The following is an 18,747-nucleotide window of genomic DNA, read 5'->3' as shown; positions in this document are numbered from 1 at the left end:
GTTAACCTCTCTCTCCGGAAGCGACTTTGGGCGGTTTCGCCCCGCTGACTTCCAGTTCAGGCTTCACATTCAGCAGTCGCAGTGCGTCACCCATCACCCGGGCGAATACCGGCGCGGCTACTTCACCGCCGTAATATTCACCAGACTGCGGCGCATCTACGGCCACAACCGTTACAATTCTCGGGTCATCAATCGGAGCCATGCCCGCGAATATCGCTTTGTACTGACTCTTTTCATAACCGTGGGCACCAACCAGATGCACCGTTCCGGTCTTGCCACCCGCCGCGTAAAGACCAGGCTGACCACGCCCCCCGGTTCCCCGAGCGACAGCCTCTTTCAACATGTCACGAACCGCCCTGGTCACATCTTCACTCAGCACTCTCTGGCCCTGGGGCGGCACCGTTTGCTTCATCAGACTGACCGGGTAACGGATGCCACCATTGGCAATCACCATATAGGCCTGCGCCAACTGCAACGCATTCACACTCATACCGTAGCCATAAGATAACGTGGCCTCCTCAACCGGGCGCCACCTTGACGGGGCCGGTAAAACACCAACGGCTTCCCCCGGGAAGCCGATGCCGGTTGCCTGCCCCAAGCCCAACCGGGCGAACAGGCTCCTCAGTACGTCACCGCCAAGCTCTGTGGCGATATGGGTTACACCGACGTTACTGGATCTTGAAATTATTTCAGTCAGGTCAATCGCACCATAGTTGCGCGCATCCCGAATGGTGAAGCGGCCGAAGCGCCTAAAACCAGGGGACGTATCAATAATGCTGTTCGACTGGTACTTCCCGCTTTCCAAGGCTGCAGCCACCGTGATCGGTTTGATGGTCGAACCCGGCTCGAACAAATCGGTAATCGCCTTGTTGCGCATAGTGTCCGCTGACAGCTGCGTTCTGTCATTGGGGTTGTATGAACCCTGATTAACCATTGCCAACACTTCACCGGTGTCAACATCCAGCATCACCAGTGTTCCACCGCGAGCGCTGTGGGCGGTGACCACGGCCTTGAGTTCCCGGTACGCCAGGTACTGCAACCTCAGGTCAAGACTCAACTCAAGATCCTGTCCCGCTCTGGCATCCCGGATCAGCATCAGATCCTTGATAACGCGCCCGCGATTGTCCTTCAGTACGCGCTTGGCACCCGGCTTGCCCGTTAACCACTGGTTATAAGCCAGCTCAATACCTTCCTGACCCAACTCATCAATATTGGTAAAGCCAACGACGTGAGCGGTCACTTCCCCCGCAGGATAGTAACGGCGGTACTCCTGACGGGCGTAGATGCCACCGATCCCAAGACCGAGGGCTTCCCTGGCAAGGCTTGGCTGCACCTTCCGGCGCAGATAGATAAATTCGCGACCTGCGAACGTCCGTAAACGCTCCCTGAGCGCACCCTCGGTCATACCCAGCATACGAGCCAGGCCCGCAAGCCTTGGGTCATCAGGGTCAGTTTCTGAGGGATTGGCCCACAACGTCTGTACCGGCGTACTGACCGCCAGCGGTTCGCCGTGGCGGTCAGTGACCACGCCCCGGTGAGCATCGATGGATTCAACCCGAATCGTCCGAACGTCGCCCTGCTGGCGCAAAAATTCTGTATCCACCACGTGCAGATCGACCAGACGCCAGCCAATACCCAGCATGACCAGCAGAAAGACACCCAGCACAGAACCGAAGCGCCAGGCCTTTAACCCCGCGGACAAGCGCTGTTGCCAGTTTTCTTCCTGCTTTCCCTGACCGGACAAATCGATCACCCTGATGTGTTTTTTATGATCTTCATCTCGCCGTAACCGGCTTCATCATCGGCACCAGAACAATATCCTCGCGCCCCGGCACCACCATATTGAATCGTTCCGCCGCAAGGTGTTCCACACGCCCATGAGCGCTCAGCGCACTCTGTTCCAGCAACAACTGACTCCACTCACGCTGATACCCGTCACGCGCCTGCTGCAGTCCGGAAAGGGTGTTAAACAGCTCCCGATTCTCGTGGGCACTGACAACCACTCCGATCGCCGATAACATCAGCACCGCGACCAAGCCCAGCGTGACCAACACTCGGGCCTCACAGGTGGTATCGAAGACCTGTCGTGACAGGCGCATCGCCGTTGCGACGCCGTCCCGAACCCGCTGTTTGCTGATTCGGGTGGTTTTCGTTGGTTGCTCGATGGCTACCGCGCCCATAACGTCGCGCTCCCCTGCGAATTCGATTAATTGATTCGTCGTTCGAGCACCCGCATCACTGCACTGCGAGCACGAACGTTCTCGATAATTTCCTGTTCATTGGCCTTGCTGGCCTTACCGACCAGCACGTAATCCGACCTTTCCTGATCCGCCGTTACCGGCACACCTTTCGGAATCTGTGGCCCTCGGGCCAGATCCCGCATAAAACGCTTCACCAGACGATCTTCAAGTGAGTGGAAGCTGATCACCACAAGGCGGCCACCCGGTGCCAACCGATCCACCGCAGACTTAAGACCAATCTCCAAATCCTCCAGCTCCCGATTAATGAAAATCCGGATTGCCTGGAAGGTCCGGGTGGCCGGGTGCTTATGCTTCTCTTTTTTTGGCACCGCCTCGGCAACCAACTCAGCCAACTGGCGAGTCGTCTCAATCGCTTCCTCTTGACGCTTTGCAACAATCAGCCGGGCGATACGACGAGAAAATCGCTCTTCGCCATAACGCCATATCACATCGGCAATATCGTGCTCATCAGCCTCGGCCAGCCACTGCGCTGCACTCGGTGCCTGCTGCGGGTTCATTCTCATATCCAGCGGACCGTTACGCATAAACGAGAAACCACGAGCGGCATCATCCAGCTGCGGCGATGACACCCCCAAATCCATCAGCACACCGTTAACAACCGGCCAATGCTGACTGTCCAAAGCCTGCGAAAGCTCGGCGAATGATCCGTGGTACCAGGCAAAGCGCTCATCCCCAAGGGCAAGATGCTCGGCTGCCAGAATCGCTTCTGGATCTTTATCAATCCCCAGCAACCTCCCCTGATCACTCAACTGACTGAGGATTAGCCGGCTGTGACCACCGCGACCAAACGTTGCGTCCACATAGCAGCCGGACGGAACATTAATGAGATAGTCCACCGCGGCATCAAGCAACACCGACCGGTGCCTGAACCCCCGGGCTGCCTCCTCTTCTTCTTTCCTCATAGCGACAAAGCCTCCATTTCCGGCGGCATATCGTCATCACCAGAGGACTCGTCCAGCCAGGCGAACCAGCGCTCCTCGCTCCAGAGTTCGAGCTTTTTACCCTGGCCGATCAGCATCAGCTTTTTCTCCAGATGGGCGTAATTGCGCAGCGTAGGGGGCACCAGAACCCGGCCGGCAGAGTCCAGCTCCATTGGAGCAGCGTTACCGAGTATTAGTCGCTGCAGCCGTCTGGCCGCTTTGTTCATGTTCGGCAGCGCCTCAATCTTTGGCCGCAGCGTCTCCCATTCCGGCTCCGGGTAAAGCAGAAGGCAGCGCTCTTCATCGGCGTTGGCAGTCAGAACAATACGGCCACCGCAAAGCTGCGCGAGCTCTTCACGCACCTTCGTCGGAATCGCCAGGCGACCCTTCGCGTCCATATTGATGGCATGACTGCCGAGAAAATTACTCATTTATGCCGTATCCAAGGCGACTATTTCCACAAAAAACCACTAGAAACCACTTTTTCCCACTTCCGCACACTATAGAAACACGCAATAGACAATGCAAGCGCCGCAATAGGCGCTACACGAGTAAAAGTTCCTTTAATGACAAGAGGTTACAAACGACAAACTTAAAAAGAGGTTAAAAAGATGTAAAGAAAGAGAGGAAAAACAAGTACCTGCAGAAAACTCTGAAAGAGCAGTCTAAGGTTTAAGATTTTTTGGATATAAAGGCTGTTTTGTGAGAAGGATGCACATTACGCGCTGAGGGGAAAAGGCGAGCTCGCCGATAAGCCGGGTTCTGTCTTGGACAGTCATTCATCTAGGGCCTGCGTCACCACAGGCCTCAAGCAACCTACCCGAATCCAGCGCGGGCCACGCCGTAGGATTCCTATTTGGTCTTGCTCCAGGTGGGGTTTACCATCGCCGTGGACTGTTGCCAGCCACGCGGTGCGCTCTTACCGCACCATTTCACCCTTACCGGCACCCGAAGGCGCTTAGGCGGTTTACTTTCTGTTGCACTTTCCGTCGGCTCGCGCCGCCCAGGCGTTACCTGGCACCTTGCCCTGCGGAGCCCGGACTTTCCTCCCCCGGTAAAACCGGCGGCGACTGTCTGGCGAGCTCGGGGCCGACAATACCTTTGCGAAAGCCGCCATGCAAGGCTTTAATCACCTTTCAGCTCAAGCGCTCGCTGATACAATTCATTTTTACCAAGACCGCTAACCTCCGCCGCAATGCGCGCCGCTTTCTTCACGGGCAATTCTTTAATCAGAAGCCCCAGCAACTTATCCGTATCCAAAGACGCACCAGCACCCTCAGGTTCGTGGGCCGCGCCACGGACCATCACCACAAACTCACCACGGGTACCGTTAGGATCGCCCTGTAAGTCGCCAAGCACCGACTCAGCACCGCCACTATAAAACGTCTCAAAGGTTTTGGTGAGCTCGCGCCCAAGTACGCACTCGCGATCCGCACCGAACACCGCCACCAGATCCTCCATCAGATCGATAATCCGATGGGGCGACTCATAAAACACCAGAGTTGCCGCCTCTCTCTCAAGATCCGTCAGCGCCACTCTACGACCCGAACGCTTGGCCGGCAAAAAACCGGCAAACAGAAAACGGTCCGTTGGTAGACCCGCCACAGACAAAGCCGCTACCAAGGCGCAAGCTCCGGGGATCGGGGAAACCTGAAACCCGGCAGCCCGGACCTCTCTCACCACAATATAACCCGGGTCTGAGATCAGTGGCGTGCCGGCGTCTGAAACCAGCGCTACCTGGCGCCCTTCTGCCAGCAACGCCAATATCTTCTCGACCCGGCCCCGCTCATTGTGATCATGCAGCGCCATCATCTGCTTACTAAGCCCCAGGTGCTGCAGCAGCCTGCCGGTATGCCTGGTATCCTCGGCTGCGATCAAATCAACTTTGGTCAGAATCTGCAGCGCCCTCTCGGACAGGTCATCCAGATTACCGATGGGCGTTGCCACCACATAAAGAACCCCTTCTTCTCCCTGCCTGACACGACCCGAAACTGACATGCACCTACTCCCGTCAATAAAAAACAGGAGCAAGATCAGATCACTCCCGAAACAACCCAACCGCGCCCATGACGAGCATGTCATGTGAAATAGACCCGGAGCTGGTAAACTTGCCACCGAAAGAGCGGCACCACAAGCCTAATGATCCGGAGACAGCCGAGCCTGCCATGACAAAATACCGCAGCCATCGAATTATTTTTACCCTGATCGCCCTGTTTACATTTCTTGCAGCAGGTTGCGCCACCGTGAATCTGGACAGTCATGTCGCAGACACCCCGGAAAAGGCCCTTGAACTTGCGCGAAGTGAACGCGACCCCGCGACTGCCCAGCGCTACCTGCTCCGCATCGCGAGCGATTTCCAGGATCGGGACAATCATCCGGCCGCCAGACAAATTCTACGCAGCGACCAACTGAGCAACGCTCAGGGCAACCTTGCCGACCAGAGACGGTTGCTTGCCATGGCCGGCGCTGTCGAACTCCAGGACAGTCGGTGGGCCAGGGAGCTAACCGCCCAGATGTCGCCAGACCAGTTTCTGAGCTTTCCGGGCGACATGATCGGGCGGGCCGCGGAGTTACAGGCTCGCACCTTTGCCCTGACTGGGGACCAATTGTCTGCGGCACTGTCACTGATGCTTTTGAGCCAGACGGATAGCCAGAGCGACCCAAGACAAATTCACACACAAATCTGGCACTACCTCAAAAGCATTTCGAACCAGCGACTCGCAGAAGCATCTGCCAGCGCCATCGGCTATGAAGAACAGGGCTGGCTTGAACTGGCCACTACCCTTAGGGCTCGTGATGCAGGGCTCGACGAACAAGGCCGCCTGATACGAAACTGGCAGAACAACTGGCCAGGCCACCCGGCGGCCCAGATTCTGCCAATCGATCTCAGTCTTTTGGCAGAGCTGGCCACCAGTCGACCGGAACGGATTGTGCTGGCACTGCCTCTGCAAGGTTCGCTTGCCAGTGCAGGCAAAGCCATTCGCGATGGCTTTCTCGCCGCCTATTACAGCGATGAAAGCGTCGATCGCGACCAGACCGACATTCGAATACTGGACACCTCCGCCAAACCCTTCGCAGAACTTTATGCCGATCTGGCAGATCAGGCCATTGATCTGATCGTCGGCCCACTCGAGAAAGACGCGCTCGCTGGTCTCAGCATCATGAACACCCTGGCCGTGCCCGTGCTTGGGCTCAACTACCTGCCCGCTGACAACAGAATCCCGGACGGGCTATACCAGTACGGCCTCTCGGCCGAAGACGAAGCCCGGCAGATTGCCGACCAACTGGCCTCCCAAGGACTGAACCAGATTCTGGCACTTATACCACGCGGCGAATGGGGAGACCGGGTAGAGCACGCCTTACTGCAACGCATGGAGCAAAACAGCGGCACGGTTCTGGATATTGAGCGGTTCTTTCCAGAGGACAATTTTCGATCCGTCACTGCCGATCTGCTGGGCGTAACCACCTCCAGGCAACGCGCTATTCAGGTAGAGCGCACCATTGGTATGAATGTCGAATTTGAACCCCGGCGCCGCCAGGATGCAGAAGCAATTGTATTAATTGCCGAACCAACCGTTGCACGGCAATTTAACCCGCTCTTTGCCTTTTATTTTTCGGGCGATCTTCCGGTCTACTCATCGTCCATCGTCTACGAAGGCACACCCGACCCCGGCCGGGACCGCGACCTGAACCGGGTCACTTTTACCGATATTCCCTGGGTGCTGGCTCCAGACAACCCCCTGCGAACCCAAGCGGAACAGAATCTCACCGGCACCCGAGGCCAGCTGGGGAGACTGTTTGCAATGGGCGCAGATGCCTGGCAGCTCAGCAAACGCCTTCCGTTGTTACGACAGGTGGAAGGGGCCACGATCGAAGGCCAGACCGGCGTTCTCTCCATGACGCCAGACGGTATCATTCACCGGCAACAACTCTGGGCACAGTTCCAAAGTGGTCGACCAGCGCTGAGACCGGAACTGACCGAACAGGACACAACGGAAGAGGACGCGCCACGCCAACAGCAACCCGCACTCAACCTCTAAAGGGTCTGCGCCATGGAAGGCAGCCGCGAGATCGGCACGTATTATGAAGCAGTTGCTGCCCGCTATCTGGCTAGCCGAGGCGTTAGCATTCTGGAGCAGAATGTCTACAACCGAGGCGGCGAGATCGATCTGATCGGGCGTGACGGTGACGCCCTGGTGTTTTTCGAAGTGCGCTATCGAGGCCCCGGTAGCCTGGTTGATCCGGCCAGCTCTATCACCCCCAGCAAACAGCGACGATTAGTGCGTGCCGCTTCCTTTTACCTGCACAAACACAACCTCTGGGACCTACCTTCGAGGATCGACGTTGTCGCGATCATGCCGGGTACCGTTCGCAAATACCGGGTACAATGGATCAGAAACGCAATTCAGGCAGATTAATCGAGACCATGACCGATACCGCACAGAAAATTAATCAGTGGTTCGCCAATCACATGGAGCAAACCGCGCAAGCGGCTACGACCGCCGGGCCAGCCATTGAAGACGTAGCAGACGCGTTTGTCGCCACCCTGCTCCAGGACGGAAAAATCATTGCATGCGCCAATGGCAGTGCCAATATCCTTGCCCAGTATTTTTGCACAGCACTGCTGAATCGATTCGAGCAAGACCGACCAGCGCTCCCCGCCATCAACCTTGGCGCTGATGCGACCACCTACTCGGCCATCTGTCGAGACAACCGCTTTAACGACACCTTCTCACGCCAGGTCAGGGCCATTGGCAAGCCTGGTGATTTGCTCTTCGTGGTCGTTGATGACGGCCACAAAGCCAACCTGATACAAGCGATTCAAGCGGCACACGACCGGGAAATGCAGGTTGTGGTATTAAGTGCCCGAGAAAAGTCAGACATTACCTCACTGATGCACCCGGAAGACCGTGAAATCGCCCTGAACGATCTCGCCCCCTATGAAGCGACACCACTGATGCTTTTGATCATCAACGCATTGTGCGACCTGGTTGATCACAAACTGTTTGGTGGATAAATAAAAAAGCCGGCATTCGCCGGCTTTTTTATTTCACTACTTTCAAGGTTGGCCGCCCACTGGGGCGCTCATCCGAACGCCGCCCAGCAGAGTGATCTGCGTCTACCCCGCCTTCCGGATCGGGTGATCCAGGTTCACTGCCGAACACCATACCCTCGCCGTTCTCTTTGGCGTAAATCGCCATAACAGCCTGTAACGGGATAAACACCTGCATTGGCACTCCACCGAAACGGGCGCTGAACTCCAGCGCCCCGTTCCCGATGACCAGGCTCCGAACGGCACCCGGACTGATGTTCAAGACAATCTGCCCGTTGGCTACATGCTCTGTGGGCACCTGCACCCCTTGAACACCCGCATCCACCACAATATAGGGCGTGCAGTCATTATCCAGAATCCACTCATTCAGCGACCGTACAAGGTAAGGCCGGCTGGACGTCATGGTGATATTCATATCAGGCACTGCAACAACTCCTGCCCCGGCACGCGGGCTTTGCCAATCAGCTGCGAATATCTTCTTCCAAATCCGAAAGGCTCGCCTTGAACCCTTCGCGAGCAAAGATACTGTCCATATACTTCAGCAGAGGCTTCGCCTGCTTGTCGTTCATGTCGATACCCAGCGCCGGCAAACGCCAAAGGATCGGAGCAATACAGCAGTCGACGATGGTGAACTCTTCTGACAGGAAAAAAGGCATTTCAGCAAACAGGGGACCGGCCGCAAACAGACTTTCTTTGAGCTCTTTACGGGCAGCTTCCGAGGCCTTACCTGTCGGTTGCGCCAGAATCTGATCCACCAGCCTGCACCAATCTTTCTGAATACGGTGAATCATCAGCCGACTGTTAGCTCTGGCCACTGGATAAACCGGCAACAGCGGCGGGTGCGGGAAACGCTCATCCAGGTATTCCATCATGATGTTCGGCTCGTACAGCACGAGATCCCGATCCACCAATGTTGGCAGGGCGTTGTACGGATTCAGATCAGCCAATTCTCCCGGCGGGTTATCCGGATCCACATCGACAATATCAACGGTAACACCCTTCTCTGCCAGCACAATGCGCACACGGTGGCTGTAATGACTGGCCGGATCCGAGAAAAACGTCATTGATGACCGCTTGGTCACAACGCCCATATAACTACCTCACGATTCTGAAAATCGAAACAATGCACAAACGCAAAATTCCAGCGAGCCTTACCGACCCGCTGGAATTCAGGATTGAAGATTATACCCTAAATCTTAGTGTACGTCTTTCCAGTACTCGCGGTTAAGCAGGTACGCAAAGATGAAGAAGATCGCCACAAAGATCAGCACGAATATACCCAGGCGTTCGCGCTCAACCTTTACCGGGTCACCCATGTAGGACATGAAGTTAGTCAGATCCCACATGGCGCGATCGAACTCAGCAGCAGACATGCTGCCCTCAATCGCATACTCCGGGCACACATCCGAGTTGTTGATATTCCCACTCAACGGCTCGACCGAAGCACCCACACCAATTCGAGGCTCAACGGCACACAGACCCTGCATTTCTACCATTACGTGAGGCATACCGACGTTGCCGAACACCACGTTATTCACGCCCAACGGACGCGAGTCGTCCTGATAGAAACCGCGCAGATACGAAAACACCCAGGATTCACTGCGCACACGCGTTACCAGAGTCAAGTCAGGTGGCGGAGCACCAAACCAGCCAGCCGCCATGTCCTTGCTCATGGAAATCTGCATTAACTCACCGATTCTTGCACCGGTAAAAATCAGATTTTCCTCGAACAGATCCGCAGGAATCTCCAGATCATCGGACACCCGCTTGTATCGAGCGTACTCCATGGAGTGACACCCCATGCAGTAGTTGGTGAACAGTGCAGCACCTCTCTGCAACGATTCCGTATTGGTGTGATCCGGCTTCATGGAATCCAGAGCACCGCCGGGAGCAGCTGCCAGCCCGAAGGCCGGCAGGATCGCGATGAAAAGACCAAAAATCAGCTTTCTCATTATCCTGTCACCCTCTCTGGTACTGGCTTGGTTTTTTCCATGCGCGTGTAGAACGGCATGAGAATAAAGTACAGGAAGTACAACACCGTCAGAATCTGAGCAGCAATGGTACGACCTTCAGTGGCGGGCACAATACCAAGATACCCCAGCACTACAAAGCTCACCACGAAGATTGCCAGTGCGATCTTGCTCAGCCAGCCTTTGTAACGGATGGAGCGAACCGGGCTCTTGTCGAGCCAGGGCAGCACGAACAGAATCGCAATCGCTGCGCCCATTACAACCACACCCCAGAACTTGGCATCCAGACCAAACAGGTCCACCGTCACCGCACGCAGCATCGCGTAGAAGGGCGTAAAATACCAGACCGGAGCAATGTGAGCAGGCGTTTTCAGGTTGTTAGCCGGTTCAAAGTTTGGCTTCTCGAGGAACAGACCGCCCATCTCCGGGAAGTAGAACACCACGATGAAGAAGATGAAGAAGAAGACACCCACGCCCATCAGGTCGTGCACGCTGTAATAAGGGTGGAACGGAATACCGTCTTTCGGAATACCGTTTTCATCTTTATTCTTCTTGATATCAATACCATCAGGGTTGTTTGAGCCCACTTCGTGCAGCGCAAGAATATGGAGCACAACCAGACCCAGCAGAACGATCGGCAGCGCGACAACGTGCAGTGCAAAGAATCGGTTCAGGGTAATACCTGAGATCAGGTAGTCACCACGAATCCACAAGGAAAGATCCTCGCCAATGATCGGAATTGCACCGAACAGGTTAACGATAACCTGGGCACCCCAGTAAGACATCTGACCCCATGGCAACAGGTAGCCCATGAACGCTTCAGCCATCAGCACCAGGTAAATGAGCATGCCGAAAATCCAGATCAGCTCACGGGGCTTCTGGTATGAGCCATACATCAGGCCACGGAACATGTGGAGGTACACCACCACAAAGAACGCCGACGCGCCGGTGGAGTGCAGGTAACGCAACAACCAACCCCATTCCACATCGCGCATGATGTATTCAACGGAAGCAAATGCACCTTCCGCCGACGGGTTATAGCTCATAGTCAGCCAGATACCGGTCACCAACTGGTTAACCAGAACCAGCATCGCCAGCGAACCAAAGAAATACCAAACGTTAAAGTTCTTGGGGGCGTAATATTTCGCCAGGTGTTTGTTCCAGGCCTCGACGACCGGCAAACGCTCATCTACCCAATTAATCAGCTTGTTCATTACGCCGCCTCCGGATCAAGACCAATTGTCATGGTCGCATCATCATCAAACCGGTACGGCGGAACTTCAAGGTTCAGCGGAGCAGGCTGATTAGAATAGACACGACCGGACAGATCGAATCGGGAACCATGGCACGGACAGAATAGACCACCCAGCCACTCACCACCAAGATCTGCAGGAGCCACCTCAGGACGATAGCTCGGCACGCAGCCCAGGTGGGTACAAATACCCACCAGCACTATGAACTCAGGCTTGATAGAGCGCTGAGCACCAGTGATATACCCTGGCTGCTGCGGATCTTCAGACTCAGGATCTTTCATGCGCGGAGACAGCGTCTCGATGTTCTCGAGCATCTCCTCAGTTCGCCGGATGATCCATACCGGCTTACCCCGCCACTCGACGGTAATTTGTTGACCAGGTTCGATTTTGTCGACACTTACGGTTACCGGAGCACCGGCCGCTTCCGCTTTCGCACTGGGATTCCAGGACGCCACGAAAGGAACCGCTGCACCGACGACGCCGACACCACCTACCACGGACGTAGCACCGACCAGAAATCGGCGTCGACCTTGGTTCACGTCGCCATTACTCATTATGGTTTTCTCCCATCAGGCGAGGCACAGACGCGGAAAACCGGCACTGCGCTTCGAAAAGGACTTCACAACCCAAAATTATAAGCGCTGAAATGGTAATGAAATTACCCCCGGCTTACAAGCCGGAAAGGCTCATGTCAGCGCTCAACCCTGCATCAAATCAATATTCGGAGAGACCCCAGATACAAAAAAACCCGACCATAGGGCCGGGCTTTCCCGTCGACATAAAATGTCGATTAACGCTTGGAGTACTGAGGACGCTTACGCGCCTTGCGCAAACCAACCTTCTTACGCTCAACCTTACGAGCGTCACGGGTAACATAACCCGCTTTACGCAGCGCAGGGCGAAGAGTTTCGTCGTAATCCATCAACGCACGGGTCAAACCGTGGCGAATCGCTCCGGCCTGGCCGCTGATACCACCACCCTTTACGGTGACCATGATATCGAAGCGATCCGCGGACTCAGCAACAACCAGTGGCTGACGAACGATCATTCGAAGTGTCTCACGACCGAAGAAATCCTCGATTGTGCGACCGTTAATAGAGATATTGCCGCTTCCCGGCTTGATGAAAACTCGAGCCGTAGATGACTTGCGGCGACCCGTACCGTAATTTTGTGCTACAGACATATCCGCCTTCCGTTAGATGTCGAGTTCTTTGGGCTGCTGGGCTGCATGAGCATGCTCAGCGCCGGCGTAGACTTTAAGCTTCTTGAACATGGCGCGACCAAGCGGACCCTTCGGAAGCATACCTTTTACGGCCTTCTGAATGATTTGCTCGGGAGCCTTGTCTACCAGCTTCTCGAAACTGATGGATTTGATTCCACCTGGAAAGCCGGTGTGGCTGTAATACATTTTATCCGATGCCTTTTTGCCGGTAACCTTCACCTGGCTGGCATTAATTACGACGATATAGTCGCCAGTGTCCACGTGAGGGGTATACTCAGGCTTATGCTTGCCCCGCAGACGAAGGGCGATTTCGGTTGACAGACGACCCAGCGTCTTGCCGGCTGCGTCTACAACGTACCAGTCACGTTTTACGGCTTCTGGTTTCGCACTCAGAGTCTTCATTTATTCCGCCTTGAACGCTATAAAAGAAACGTTAAAAACCACCACCGGTACATGCAAGGCATCCGGAGGAGGTTCACACCTGTTTATTACTGCAATGACACCATTCGGGGCTGAGATAGCGCCATCGCCTTGAAAAGCCAGGTCGCGAAGTATACTCGAACCGCTTCGGAAAACCAACCCTACCGAAAAGTGTTTCGTTAATCCCCTATTCCCGCAATACTCACACCCCAGACCAACCGTATAATTTGCAGGCATTCTCAAACAGCGTTGGTGCTATCTGCTCCGCAGACTGCCCCCTGAGCCCGGCCAGCGCACGCATAATCTGTGGCAGGTAGACTGGAGAGTTTTTACCCTTTGGCACACCGGCAGGGGCCATGTCCGGGGCGTCTGTTTCAAGAACCAGAGCCTCAATTGGCAGCCTTGCCATGGTGTCACGGGTCTTGTGGGCGCGAGCGTAGGTTATTACCCCTCCGACCCCAATATAACAACCTAGATCGACGAGTTTTCGGGCCTGCTGATAGCTACCGGAAAAACCATGCACCAACGCGCGACCAGACCAATTTGCCGACCGGAGCACTCCATATATCTGATCGTGCGTTTTCACCGAGTGAATAATCAAAGGCAGGTTGACTCGAGAGGCAATTCCAACCTGGGCCCGAAACCATTCCTGTTGCCGGTCTATATCGCCCCAGAGCGCATCGAGACCACACTCACCGAGGCCAACACAACCCGGGGGGAGCGAGGCCAGCGTCGACTCCAGTAAGGACAAATCCTGTTCGTGATGCTCATCGACATACCAGGGATGAATCCCAAGGCAGTACCACACACCCTGCTCTGGCGCCGACAATGCCCGAACTCTCGGCCAGTCGTGGCGACGCACGCCCGGTATTACCAACGCTGAGACACCTTCTTGCCGGGCACGAACCAGCTCCTGATCGCGAATATTGTCAAAATAGGGAAAGTCAAAATGGCAGTGAGCGTCGATCAGCTGCATGCACCTCTCCCGAAATCGTCGATTCAGTGCTCTCGAGTCTTGTGGAACTTGATATCCGGATAGCGCTCTTGGGCCAGATTCAGATTCACCATGGTCGGGGCGATATAAGCCAGCCGATCTCCACCATCGAGAGCGACGTTTTCCTGGTTTTTGCGCTGGAACTCGTCGAGCTTCCGCTCATCGTCACACGTCACCCAACGCGCGGTCGCCACGTTGATCGGCTCGTATATCGCCTCAACCTTGTATTCACTCTTCAACCGACTCACCACAACATCAAACTGCAGCACACCCACGGCGCCCACGATCAAGTCGTTATTCCGTACCGGCCGGAACACCTGCACCGCGCCCTCCTCAGAGAGCTGAATTAGCCCCTTCTGTAATTGCTTGGCCTTGAGCGGATCCTTCAGACGAATGCGGCGGAACAGTTCTGGTGCGAAGTTCGGAATACCGGTGAACTTCATATTCTCGCCGGCGGTGAAGGTGTCACCCAACTGAATGGTGCCGTGGTTATGCAGACCAATAATGTCGCCCGCAAAGGCTTCTTCGGCATGCTCACGATCGCCCGCCATAAACGTCAGTGCATCAGAAAATCTGACGTCTTTGGCAATTCGCACATGGCGAGCTTTCATGCCCTGACTGTATTTACCAGAGACGATGCGCATAAAGGCCACGCGATCCCGGTGCTGGGGGTCCATATTCGCCTGAATTTTAAACACAAAGCCCGAAAAATCTTCGTCAGCAGGCTCAACCATTCTGGTGTCGGTCTCGCGGGGTAGCGGTGCGGGTGCCCATTCAACCAATCCGTCCAGCATATGGTCAACACCGAAGTTACCCAACGCCGTCCCAAAGAATACCGGTGTCAGTTGACCGGCCAGAAAAGCGTCCTGATCAAATTCGTGGGACGCACCCTTCACCAGCTCAATCTCGTCCCGCAGGTCGGAAGCGTAGCCACCCAGAGCCTGCTCCAAATCAGGATTATCCAACCCTTTGATAACACGTCTCTCCTGAATCGTGTGACCCTGCCCTGACTGATACAGAACCACTTCGTCCCGGTAAAGGTGATAGATGCCCTTGAAGCTTTTACCCATGCCAATCGGCCAGGTAATGGGTGCGCAGGCAATCTTCAGAACGTCTTCAACTTCATCCATCAGCTCAATCGGATCTCGCGTATCCCGATCCAGCTTATTCATAAACGTCAGAATCGGCGTGTCACGCAGGCGCGTTACTTCCATCAGCTTGATGGTGCGTTCCTCAACACCCTTGGCGCTATCGATCACCATCAAGCAGGAGTCAACAGCCGTCAGCGTGCGATAGGTATCCTCCGAGAAATCTTCATGGCCCGGCGTATCCAGCAAGTTGACCAACTTGCCGCCGTAAGGGAACTGCATCACCGAAGTAGTTACTGATATGCCCCGTTCCTTTTCCATTTCCATCCAGTCAGACTTTGCGTGCTGACCAGACTTTTTACCTTTGACCGTGCCTGCTTTCTGGATCGCCTGACCAAACAGCAGTACTTTTTCGGTAATGGTCGTTTTACCCGCGTCCGGGTGCGAGATGATCGCAAAGGTGCGGCGCTTTGCCACTTCCTGAGATAGGTTAGACATAGACAACGAAAACCTGAATGGATTGGATGAAAGCACCGCATTATACGGGTTAGGCAATGCTCACGTGAACCGATACGCCATCACACGGGCATCTTCACGCCCGGCTGCGGCTGGATAATATCCGGGCCGGCGGCCAATTTCTTCGAAGCCCTCGCTCACATAGAGCGCAGTTGCGGCTTCATTAGTATCTCTGACCTCAAGAAGCATTTGCACCATGCCTTCCTTGACCGATGTCGACAGCACATGGCGCAAAAGTTTCCGTCCTGCTCCCTGACCCCGAAGACAAGGATGCACACAGATGTTCAGAAGGTGGGCCTCATCGACCATATAATTGACGACCGCGTAACCCCGAAGCACTTCCCCCTGAACCATCGACCAGAGCCGATAGTTTTCTTTAAAACAATCCCGAAACACCCCCTCGGTCCACGGGTGGGAGTAGCCAAGCAACTCAAGCTCCAGCACCTTCGGGAGATCGCCCGTCGTCATTGGACGAAACTCCAGATCCTGAAGCCGAACCTGATCAAAAATCGAAGAACTCATCGAGCCCCGGCGGCCAACGGCTTGATGAGCTGCCACAACTGCCGCTTGAGGTCGGGGTTTGCAGCCAGTGCCGCCAACGACTGATCGAAGACGATGTCTGGTGTCTTTTCAAGAACGTCGCCGAGGATATTGGCAATAACCGACGAGTCAGTAGGCAGGCCGAGCGTGATCACGGATTTACCTGAGTCGTTCGCCAAGTACTCCCGGAGCAAAACCGCAAGATTGGTTTCGCTGTTCAAAGACACTTTCAAATTATTAAACAGGGGCCAGCGAAGCACGCCCAATTGATGGGTAGCCGTTTCACCCAGACTACGAACAATGTTAAGCGCCAGCGTTTCTTGCAACGACAGGCTGGCCTCCTCGGAGAGATTCGCCAACAAGAGAACCCGGTCACCCGTCCAACACTGCAAACACAGCTTGGGCGCCTGAGTGACCGACACGCTCCTTGAGCCCGCACGCTCAGCATCGTCAGTAGCTTCTTTCTGATCATCGGCGGAAGATAACGGTGCACTGTCTTCCGGTCCCTCGACAACGAGTGAACTTTGAGATCCGGCAGACATTGATGGCCGCTCAGGCTCGGCGCCCATCAGTGTTTTCAGGCGCGCCAGCTTGTCCTTATTGCCGGTATCCGATCGCGAGATGGGCACGGGGGCCGGTTTTACAGGAGAGGGCGACTCTGCGGTTGCAAGATCTCGATGGACCGTCCCAAAGTCTAAGTCAGAACTCGGGGCGGCCCCCGGCAAAGGCTCTCGGGCATACCATGTGCGGATTCCCGCCATGCCCAGATAGAACTGACGCGCCGCCTCTGATCGAACCACTTCCTGCGTCACTTAGAGCACTCCGTCATATGATAGAATTTCAGACATCCCCGCCCTGAGGATGATGACGAGTGCCGCCACGAGCAATAAGGTTGAGCGCCTCAATATAGGCTTTCGCAGAGGCAATAATAATATCGGTGTCTGCACCGACACCATTCACAATGCGGCCACCCCGCTCCAGGCGGACTGTTACCTCGCCCTGGGCATCGGTCCCACTCGTAATGTTATTTACCGAATACAGTTGCAGATTACAGCCGGAATCAACCAATGACTCAATCGCTTTAAAGGTGGCGTCTACCGGGCCACTACCTTCTGCTTCTACCGCGTGCTCTTTGCCATCAAGCAACATGGTGAGGCGTGCATTAGGTACGACACCGGTCTCAGAGCACACCTGCATGCAGACCAGACCGTAGCGGCCGTCTTCCTCTTTTTGCCGGGTATCACTGGCGATGGCCTGGAGGTCTTCATCGAAGATCTCATGCTTCAGATCGGCCAACGCCTTGAACCGCGTAAATGCCTCATTAAGCTCGGTTTCAGTCTCAAACTGTATGCCAAGTTCTAGCAACCGAGTACGAAAGGCGTTGCGACCAGAATGCTTGCCCAAAACCAGGCTGTTGGTGTGCCAGCCGACATCCTCAGCTCGCATAATTTCATAGGTTTCGCGGTGCTTCAGAACCCCGTCCTGGTGAATCCCGGACTCATGGGCAAATGCATTAGCACCAACGATGGCCTTATTTGGCTGTACCGGAAAGCCGGTGATCGTGGACACCAGCCGGGAAGCCGGAACGATGTGTTGACTATCAATACGGGTGTCAATATTGAAGAGGTCCTTGCGGGTGCGAACGGCCATCACGATCTCTTCGAGTGAGGCGTTGCCGGCACGCTCACCCAACCCATTGATCGTACATTCCACCTGCCGAGCGCCGTTACTGACGGCGGCCAACGAATTGGCGACCGCAAGGCCCAAATCGTTGTGGCAGTGTACCGAAAATATAGCCTTATCTGCGTTAGGGATCCGGTTCAGCAACTGCCGGATGGTCTCGCCAAACTGCTCAGGAATTGCGTACCCAACAGTATCCGGAATATTAATCGTGCGAGCACCTGCATCAATGGCAGCCTCGATGATACGACACAGAAAATCCAGCTCTGAACGACCAGCATCCTCACAGGAAAACTCAACGTCATCAACATGACTGCGCGCACGCTTAACCGCTCGAACAGCCTGCTCTACCACTTGGTCCGGCTCCATCTGAAGCTTATGCTTCATATGGATAGGGGAAGTCGCGATGAACGTATGTATCCGGCCACTTTCTGCCGGACGAATAGCTTCGGCGGCCCGATCAATGTCTTTGTCCAGGGCTCTTGCCAGGCTACACACGGTCGAACCCTTGACTGTTTCAGCGATACCCTTGACCGCCTCAAAGTCGCCCTGGCTGGCAATGGCAAAACCCGCTTCGATCACATCGACTCGAAGTTTCTCGAGCACCTTGGCAATCCGGAGCTTTTCATTCTTGTTCATGGTGGCGCCGGGGCTTTGCTCGCCGTCCCGGAGCGTGGTGTCAAAAATGACCAGATGATCAGTAGCGGCCATTGCAAGGCTCCCATCAGAACTTGTTTTGAATAATGGCGGAAGTATATCACTTCTTCCGAACTGGAAATAAAAAACCCCCGGCAGCGACGCTGTCGGGGGTTAGGGTATTAAGAGCCTGA

At 55.1% G+C, this 18,747-nt stretch carries 20 protein-coding genes and 1 other RNA gene; 3 read left to right on the top strand and 18 right to left on the bottom strand.

The features are described 5' to 3' along the window. Position 1: 1 nt before the first annotated feature. The 6 genes from IBX51_RS02145 to rsmI all read right to left on the bottom strand — a co-directional run bounded on the left by IBX51_RS02145 (position 2) and on the right by rsmI (position 5,179). On the bottom strand, positions 2-1,744 hold the full coding sequence (locus IBX51_RS02145) for a penicillin-binding protein 2 (RefSeq protein WP_291828236.1): 1,743 nt from the start codon (positions 1,742-1,744) through the stop codon (positions 2-4). 31 nt (positions 1,745-1,775) lie between these two features. After that, the gene (gene ftsL / locus IBX51_RS02140) at positions 1,776-2,180 is read right to left on the bottom strand and encodes a cell division protein FtsL (RefSeq protein ID WP_291828234.1); all 405 of its coding nucleotides are present in this window, start codon (positions 2,178-2,180) and stop codon (positions 1,776-1,778) included. 26 nt (positions 2,181-2,206) lie between these two features. After that, positions 2,207-3,163: a 16S rRNA (cytosine(1402)-N(4))-methyltransferase RsmH gene (gene rsmH, locus IBX51_RS02135; RefSeq protein WP_291828232.1), complete on the bottom strand. Its 957-nt coding sequence runs from the start codon at positions 3,161-3,163 to the stop codon at positions 2,207-2,209. After that, on the bottom strand, positions 3,160-3,612 hold the full coding sequence (mraZ, locus tag IBX51_RS02130; protein WP_291828230.1) for a division/cell wall cluster transcriptional repressor MraZ: 453 nt from the start codon (positions 3,610-3,612) through the stop codon (positions 3,160-3,162). The genes rsmH and mraZ overlap by 4 nt, the downstream gene beginning before the upstream one ends. A 304-nt stretch (positions 3,613-3,916) precedes the next feature. Next, an RNA gene (gene rnpB, locus IBX51_RS02125) (RNase P RNA component class A) lies at positions 3,917-4,267 on the bottom strand. A gap of 39 nt (positions 4,268-4,306) precedes the next feature. Further along, a complete protein-coding gene (gene rsmI / locus IBX51_RS02120; RefSeq protein WP_291828227.1) occupies positions 4,307-5,179 on the bottom strand; it encodes a 16S rRNA (cytidine(1402)-2'-O)-methyltransferase in 873 nt (290 codons plus the stop codon). A gap of 167 nt (positions 5,180-5,346) precedes the next feature. Between rsmI and IBX51_RS02115 the strand changes: the two genes are divergently transcribed. The 3 genes from IBX51_RS02115 to IBX51_RS02105 are packed head-to-tail and all read left to right on the top strand — an operon-like array spanning position 5,347 to position 8,198. Next, positions 5,347-7,221 carry a penicillin-binding protein activator gene (locus IBX51_RS02115; RefSeq protein ID WP_291828226.1) on the top strand — a complete coding sequence of 625 codons (1,875 nt, stop codon included), beginning with the start codon at positions 5,347-5,349 and terminating at the stop codon, positions 7,219-7,221. A 12-nt stretch (positions 7,222-7,233) separates the two neighbouring features. Further along, positions 7,234-7,599 carry a YraN family protein gene (locus tag IBX51_RS02110; RefSeq protein ID WP_291828225.1) on the top strand — a complete coding sequence of 122 codons (366 nt, stop codon included), beginning with the start codon at positions 7,234-7,236 and terminating at the stop codon, positions 7,597-7,599. Between the two features lie 8 nt (positions 7,600-7,607). Further along, positions 7,608-8,198: an SIS domain-containing protein gene (locus IBX51_RS02105; protein ID WP_291828223.1), complete on the top strand. Its 591-nt coding sequence runs from the start codon at positions 7,608-7,610 to the stop codon at positions 8,196-8,198. 28 nt (positions 8,199-8,226) lie between these two features. Here the strand turns inward: IBX51_RS02105 and IBX51_RS02100 are convergent, their stop codons facing one another. The 12 genes from IBX51_RS02100 to IBX51_RS02045 form a co-directional block, all read right to left on the bottom strand. Further along, complete coding sequence (locus tag IBX51_RS02100; RefSeq protein ID WP_291828222.1) at positions 8,227-8,658, bottom strand: ClpXP protease specificity-enhancing factor; 432 nt, start codon at positions 8,656-8,658, stop codon at positions 8,227-8,229. A 37-nt stretch (positions 8,659-8,695) separates the two neighbouring features. After that, positions 8,696-9,325 (bottom strand): glutathione S-transferase N-terminal domain-containing protein, encoded by a 630-nt coding sequence (locus IBX51_RS02095; protein WP_291828220.1) that lies wholly within the window; start codon positions 9,323-9,325, stop codon positions 8,696-8,698. Between the two features lie 105 nt (positions 9,326-9,430). After that, positions 9,431-10,186 (bottom strand): cytochrome c1, encoded by a 756-nt coding sequence (locus IBX51_RS02090; RefSeq protein ID WP_291828219.1) that lies wholly within the window; start codon positions 10,184-10,186, stop codon positions 9,431-9,433. Beyond that, positions 10,186-11,418, bottom strand: coding sequence for a cytochrome bc complex cytochrome b subunit (locus IBX51_RS02085; protein ID WP_291828218.1), 1,233 nt, complete (start codon positions 11,416-11,418; stop codon positions 10,186-10,188). The genes IBX51_RS02090 and IBX51_RS02085 overlap by 1 nt, the downstream gene beginning before the upstream one ends. Then, positions 11,418-12,011: a ubiquinol-cytochrome c reductase iron-sulfur subunit gene (petA, locus tag IBX51_RS02080; protein WP_291828217.1), complete on the bottom strand. Its 594-nt coding sequence runs from the start codon at positions 12,009-12,011 to the stop codon at positions 11,418-11,420. The genes IBX51_RS02085 and petA overlap by 1 nt, the downstream gene beginning before the upstream one ends. Before the next feature lie 236 nt (positions 12,012-12,247). Then, entirely contained in the window at positions 12,248-12,640 is a 393-nt protein-coding gene (gene rpsI / locus IBX51_RS02075) for a 30S ribosomal protein S9 (protein WP_291828214.1), read from the bottom strand. A 12-nt stretch (positions 12,641-12,652) separates the two neighbouring features. Further along, a complete protein-coding gene (gene rplM / locus IBX51_RS02070; RefSeq protein ID WP_291828213.1) occupies positions 12,653-13,081 on the bottom strand; it encodes a 50S ribosomal protein L13 in 429 nt (142 codons plus the stop codon). A 220-nt stretch (positions 13,082-13,301) separates the two neighbouring features. Beyond that, positions 13,302-14,075: a TatD family hydrolase gene (locus IBX51_RS02065; RefSeq protein ID WP_291828212.1), complete on the bottom strand. Its 774-nt coding sequence runs from the start codon at positions 14,073-14,075 to the stop codon at positions 13,302-13,304. A gap of 23 nt (positions 14,076-14,098) precedes the next feature. After that, positions 14,099-15,679: a peptide chain release factor 3 gene (gene prfC, locus IBX51_RS02060; protein ID WP_291828210.1), complete on the bottom strand. Its 1,581-nt coding sequence runs from the start codon at positions 15,677-15,679 to the stop codon at positions 14,099-14,101. A 60-nt stretch (positions 15,680-15,739) separates the two neighbouring features. Further along, positions 15,740-16,219, bottom strand: coding sequence for a ribosomal protein S18-alanine N-acetyltransferase (rimI, locus tag IBX51_RS02055; RefSeq protein ID WP_291828207.1), 480 nt, complete (start codon positions 16,217-16,219; stop codon positions 15,740-15,742). Beyond that, positions 16,216-17,049, bottom strand: a complete 834-nt coding sequence (locus IBX51_RS02050) for a hypothetical protein (RefSeq protein ID WP_291828206.1) — start codon at positions 17,047-17,049, stop codon at positions 16,216-16,218. The genes rimI and IBX51_RS02050 overlap by 4 nt, the downstream gene beginning before the upstream one ends. A 28-nt stretch (positions 17,050-17,077) precedes the next feature. After that, the gene (locus tag IBX51_RS02045) at positions 17,078-18,628 is read right to left on the bottom strand and encodes a 2-isopropylmalate synthase (RefSeq protein ID WP_291828204.1); all 1,551 of its coding nucleotides are present in this window, start codon (positions 18,626-18,628) and stop codon (positions 17,078-17,080) included. Positions 18,629-18,747 lie beyond the last annotated feature (119 nt).

The sequence above is a fragment of the Marinobacter sp. genome (assembly GCF_014859525.1).
In the GTDB taxonomy this organism is placed as follows: domain Bacteria; phylum Pseudomonadota; class Gammaproteobacteria; order Pseudomonadales; family Oleiphilaceae; genus Marinobacter.
Note: the sequence above shows the minus strand (reverse complement) of the source record. Positions and strands in the feature narration are given on the sequence as shown.

Excerpts from the sequence above, each read along its gene's own strand:
- IBX51_RS02105 (WP_291828223.1), top strand. The coding sequence starts at position 7,608 with ATGACCGATACCGCACAGAAAATTAATCAGTGGTTCGCCAATCACATG.
- rsmI (WP_291828227.1), bottom strand. The coding sequence starts at position 5,179 with ATGTCAGTTTCGGGTCGTGTCAGGCAGGGAGAAGAAGGGGTTCTTTAT.
- rsmH (WP_291828232.1), bottom strand. The coding sequence starts at position 3,163 with ATGAGGAAAGAAGAAGAGGAGGCAGCCCGGGGGTTCAGGCACCGGTCG.
- IBX51_RS02045 (WP_291828204.1), bottom strand. The coding sequence starts at position 18,628 with ATGGCCGCTACTGATCATCTGGTCATTTTTGACACCACGCTCCGGGAC.
- IBX51_RS02110 (WP_291828225.1), top strand. The coding sequence starts at position 7,234 with ATGGAAGGCAGCCGCGAGATCGGCACGTATTATGAAGCAGTTGCTGCC.
- rplM (WP_291828213.1), bottom strand. The coding sequence starts at position 13,081 with ATGAAGACTCTGAGTGCGAAACCAGAAGCCGTAAAACGTGACTGGTAC.
- rimI (WP_291828207.1), bottom strand. The coding sequence starts at position 16,219 with ATGAGTTCTTCGATTTTTGATCAGGTTCGGCTTCAGGATCTGGAGTTT.
- IBX51_RS02095 (WP_291828220.1), bottom strand. The coding sequence starts at position 9,325 with ATGGGCGTTGTGACCAAGCGGTCATCAATGACGTTTTTCTCGGATCCG.
- ftsL (WP_291828234.1), bottom strand. The coding sequence starts at position 2,180 with ATGGGCGCGGTAGCCATCGAGCAACCAACGAAAACCACCCGAATCAGC.
- prfC (WP_291828210.1), bottom strand. The coding sequence starts at position 15,679 with ATGTCTAACCTATCTCAGGAAGTGGCAAAGCGCCGCACCTTTGCGATC.
- IBX51_RS02090 (WP_291828219.1), bottom strand. The coding sequence starts at position 10,186 with ATGAGAAAGCTGATTTTTGGTCTTTTCATCGCGATCCTGCCGGCCTTC.
- rpsI (WP_291828214.1), bottom strand. The coding sequence starts at position 12,640 with ATGTCTGTAGCACAAAATTACGGTACGGGTCGCCGCAAGTCATCTACG.
- IBX51_RS02065 (WP_291828212.1), bottom strand. The coding sequence starts at position 14,075 with ATGCAGCTGATCGACGCTCACTGCCATTTTGACTTTCCCTATTTTGAC.
- IBX51_RS02115 (WP_291828226.1), top strand. The coding sequence starts at position 5,347 with ATGACAAAATACCGCAGCCATCGAATTATTTTTACCCTGATCGCCCTG.
- IBX51_RS02085 (WP_291828218.1), bottom strand. The coding sequence starts at position 11,418 with ATGAACAAGCTGATTAATTGGGTAGATGAGCGTTTGCCGGTCGTCGAG.
- petA (WP_291828217.1), bottom strand. The coding sequence starts at position 12,011 with ATGAGTAATGGCGACGTGAACCAAGGTCGACGCCGATTTCTGGTCGGT.
- mraZ (WP_291828230.1), bottom strand. The coding sequence starts at position 3,612 with ATGAGTAATTTTCTCGGCAGTCATGCCATCAATATGGACGCGAAGGGT.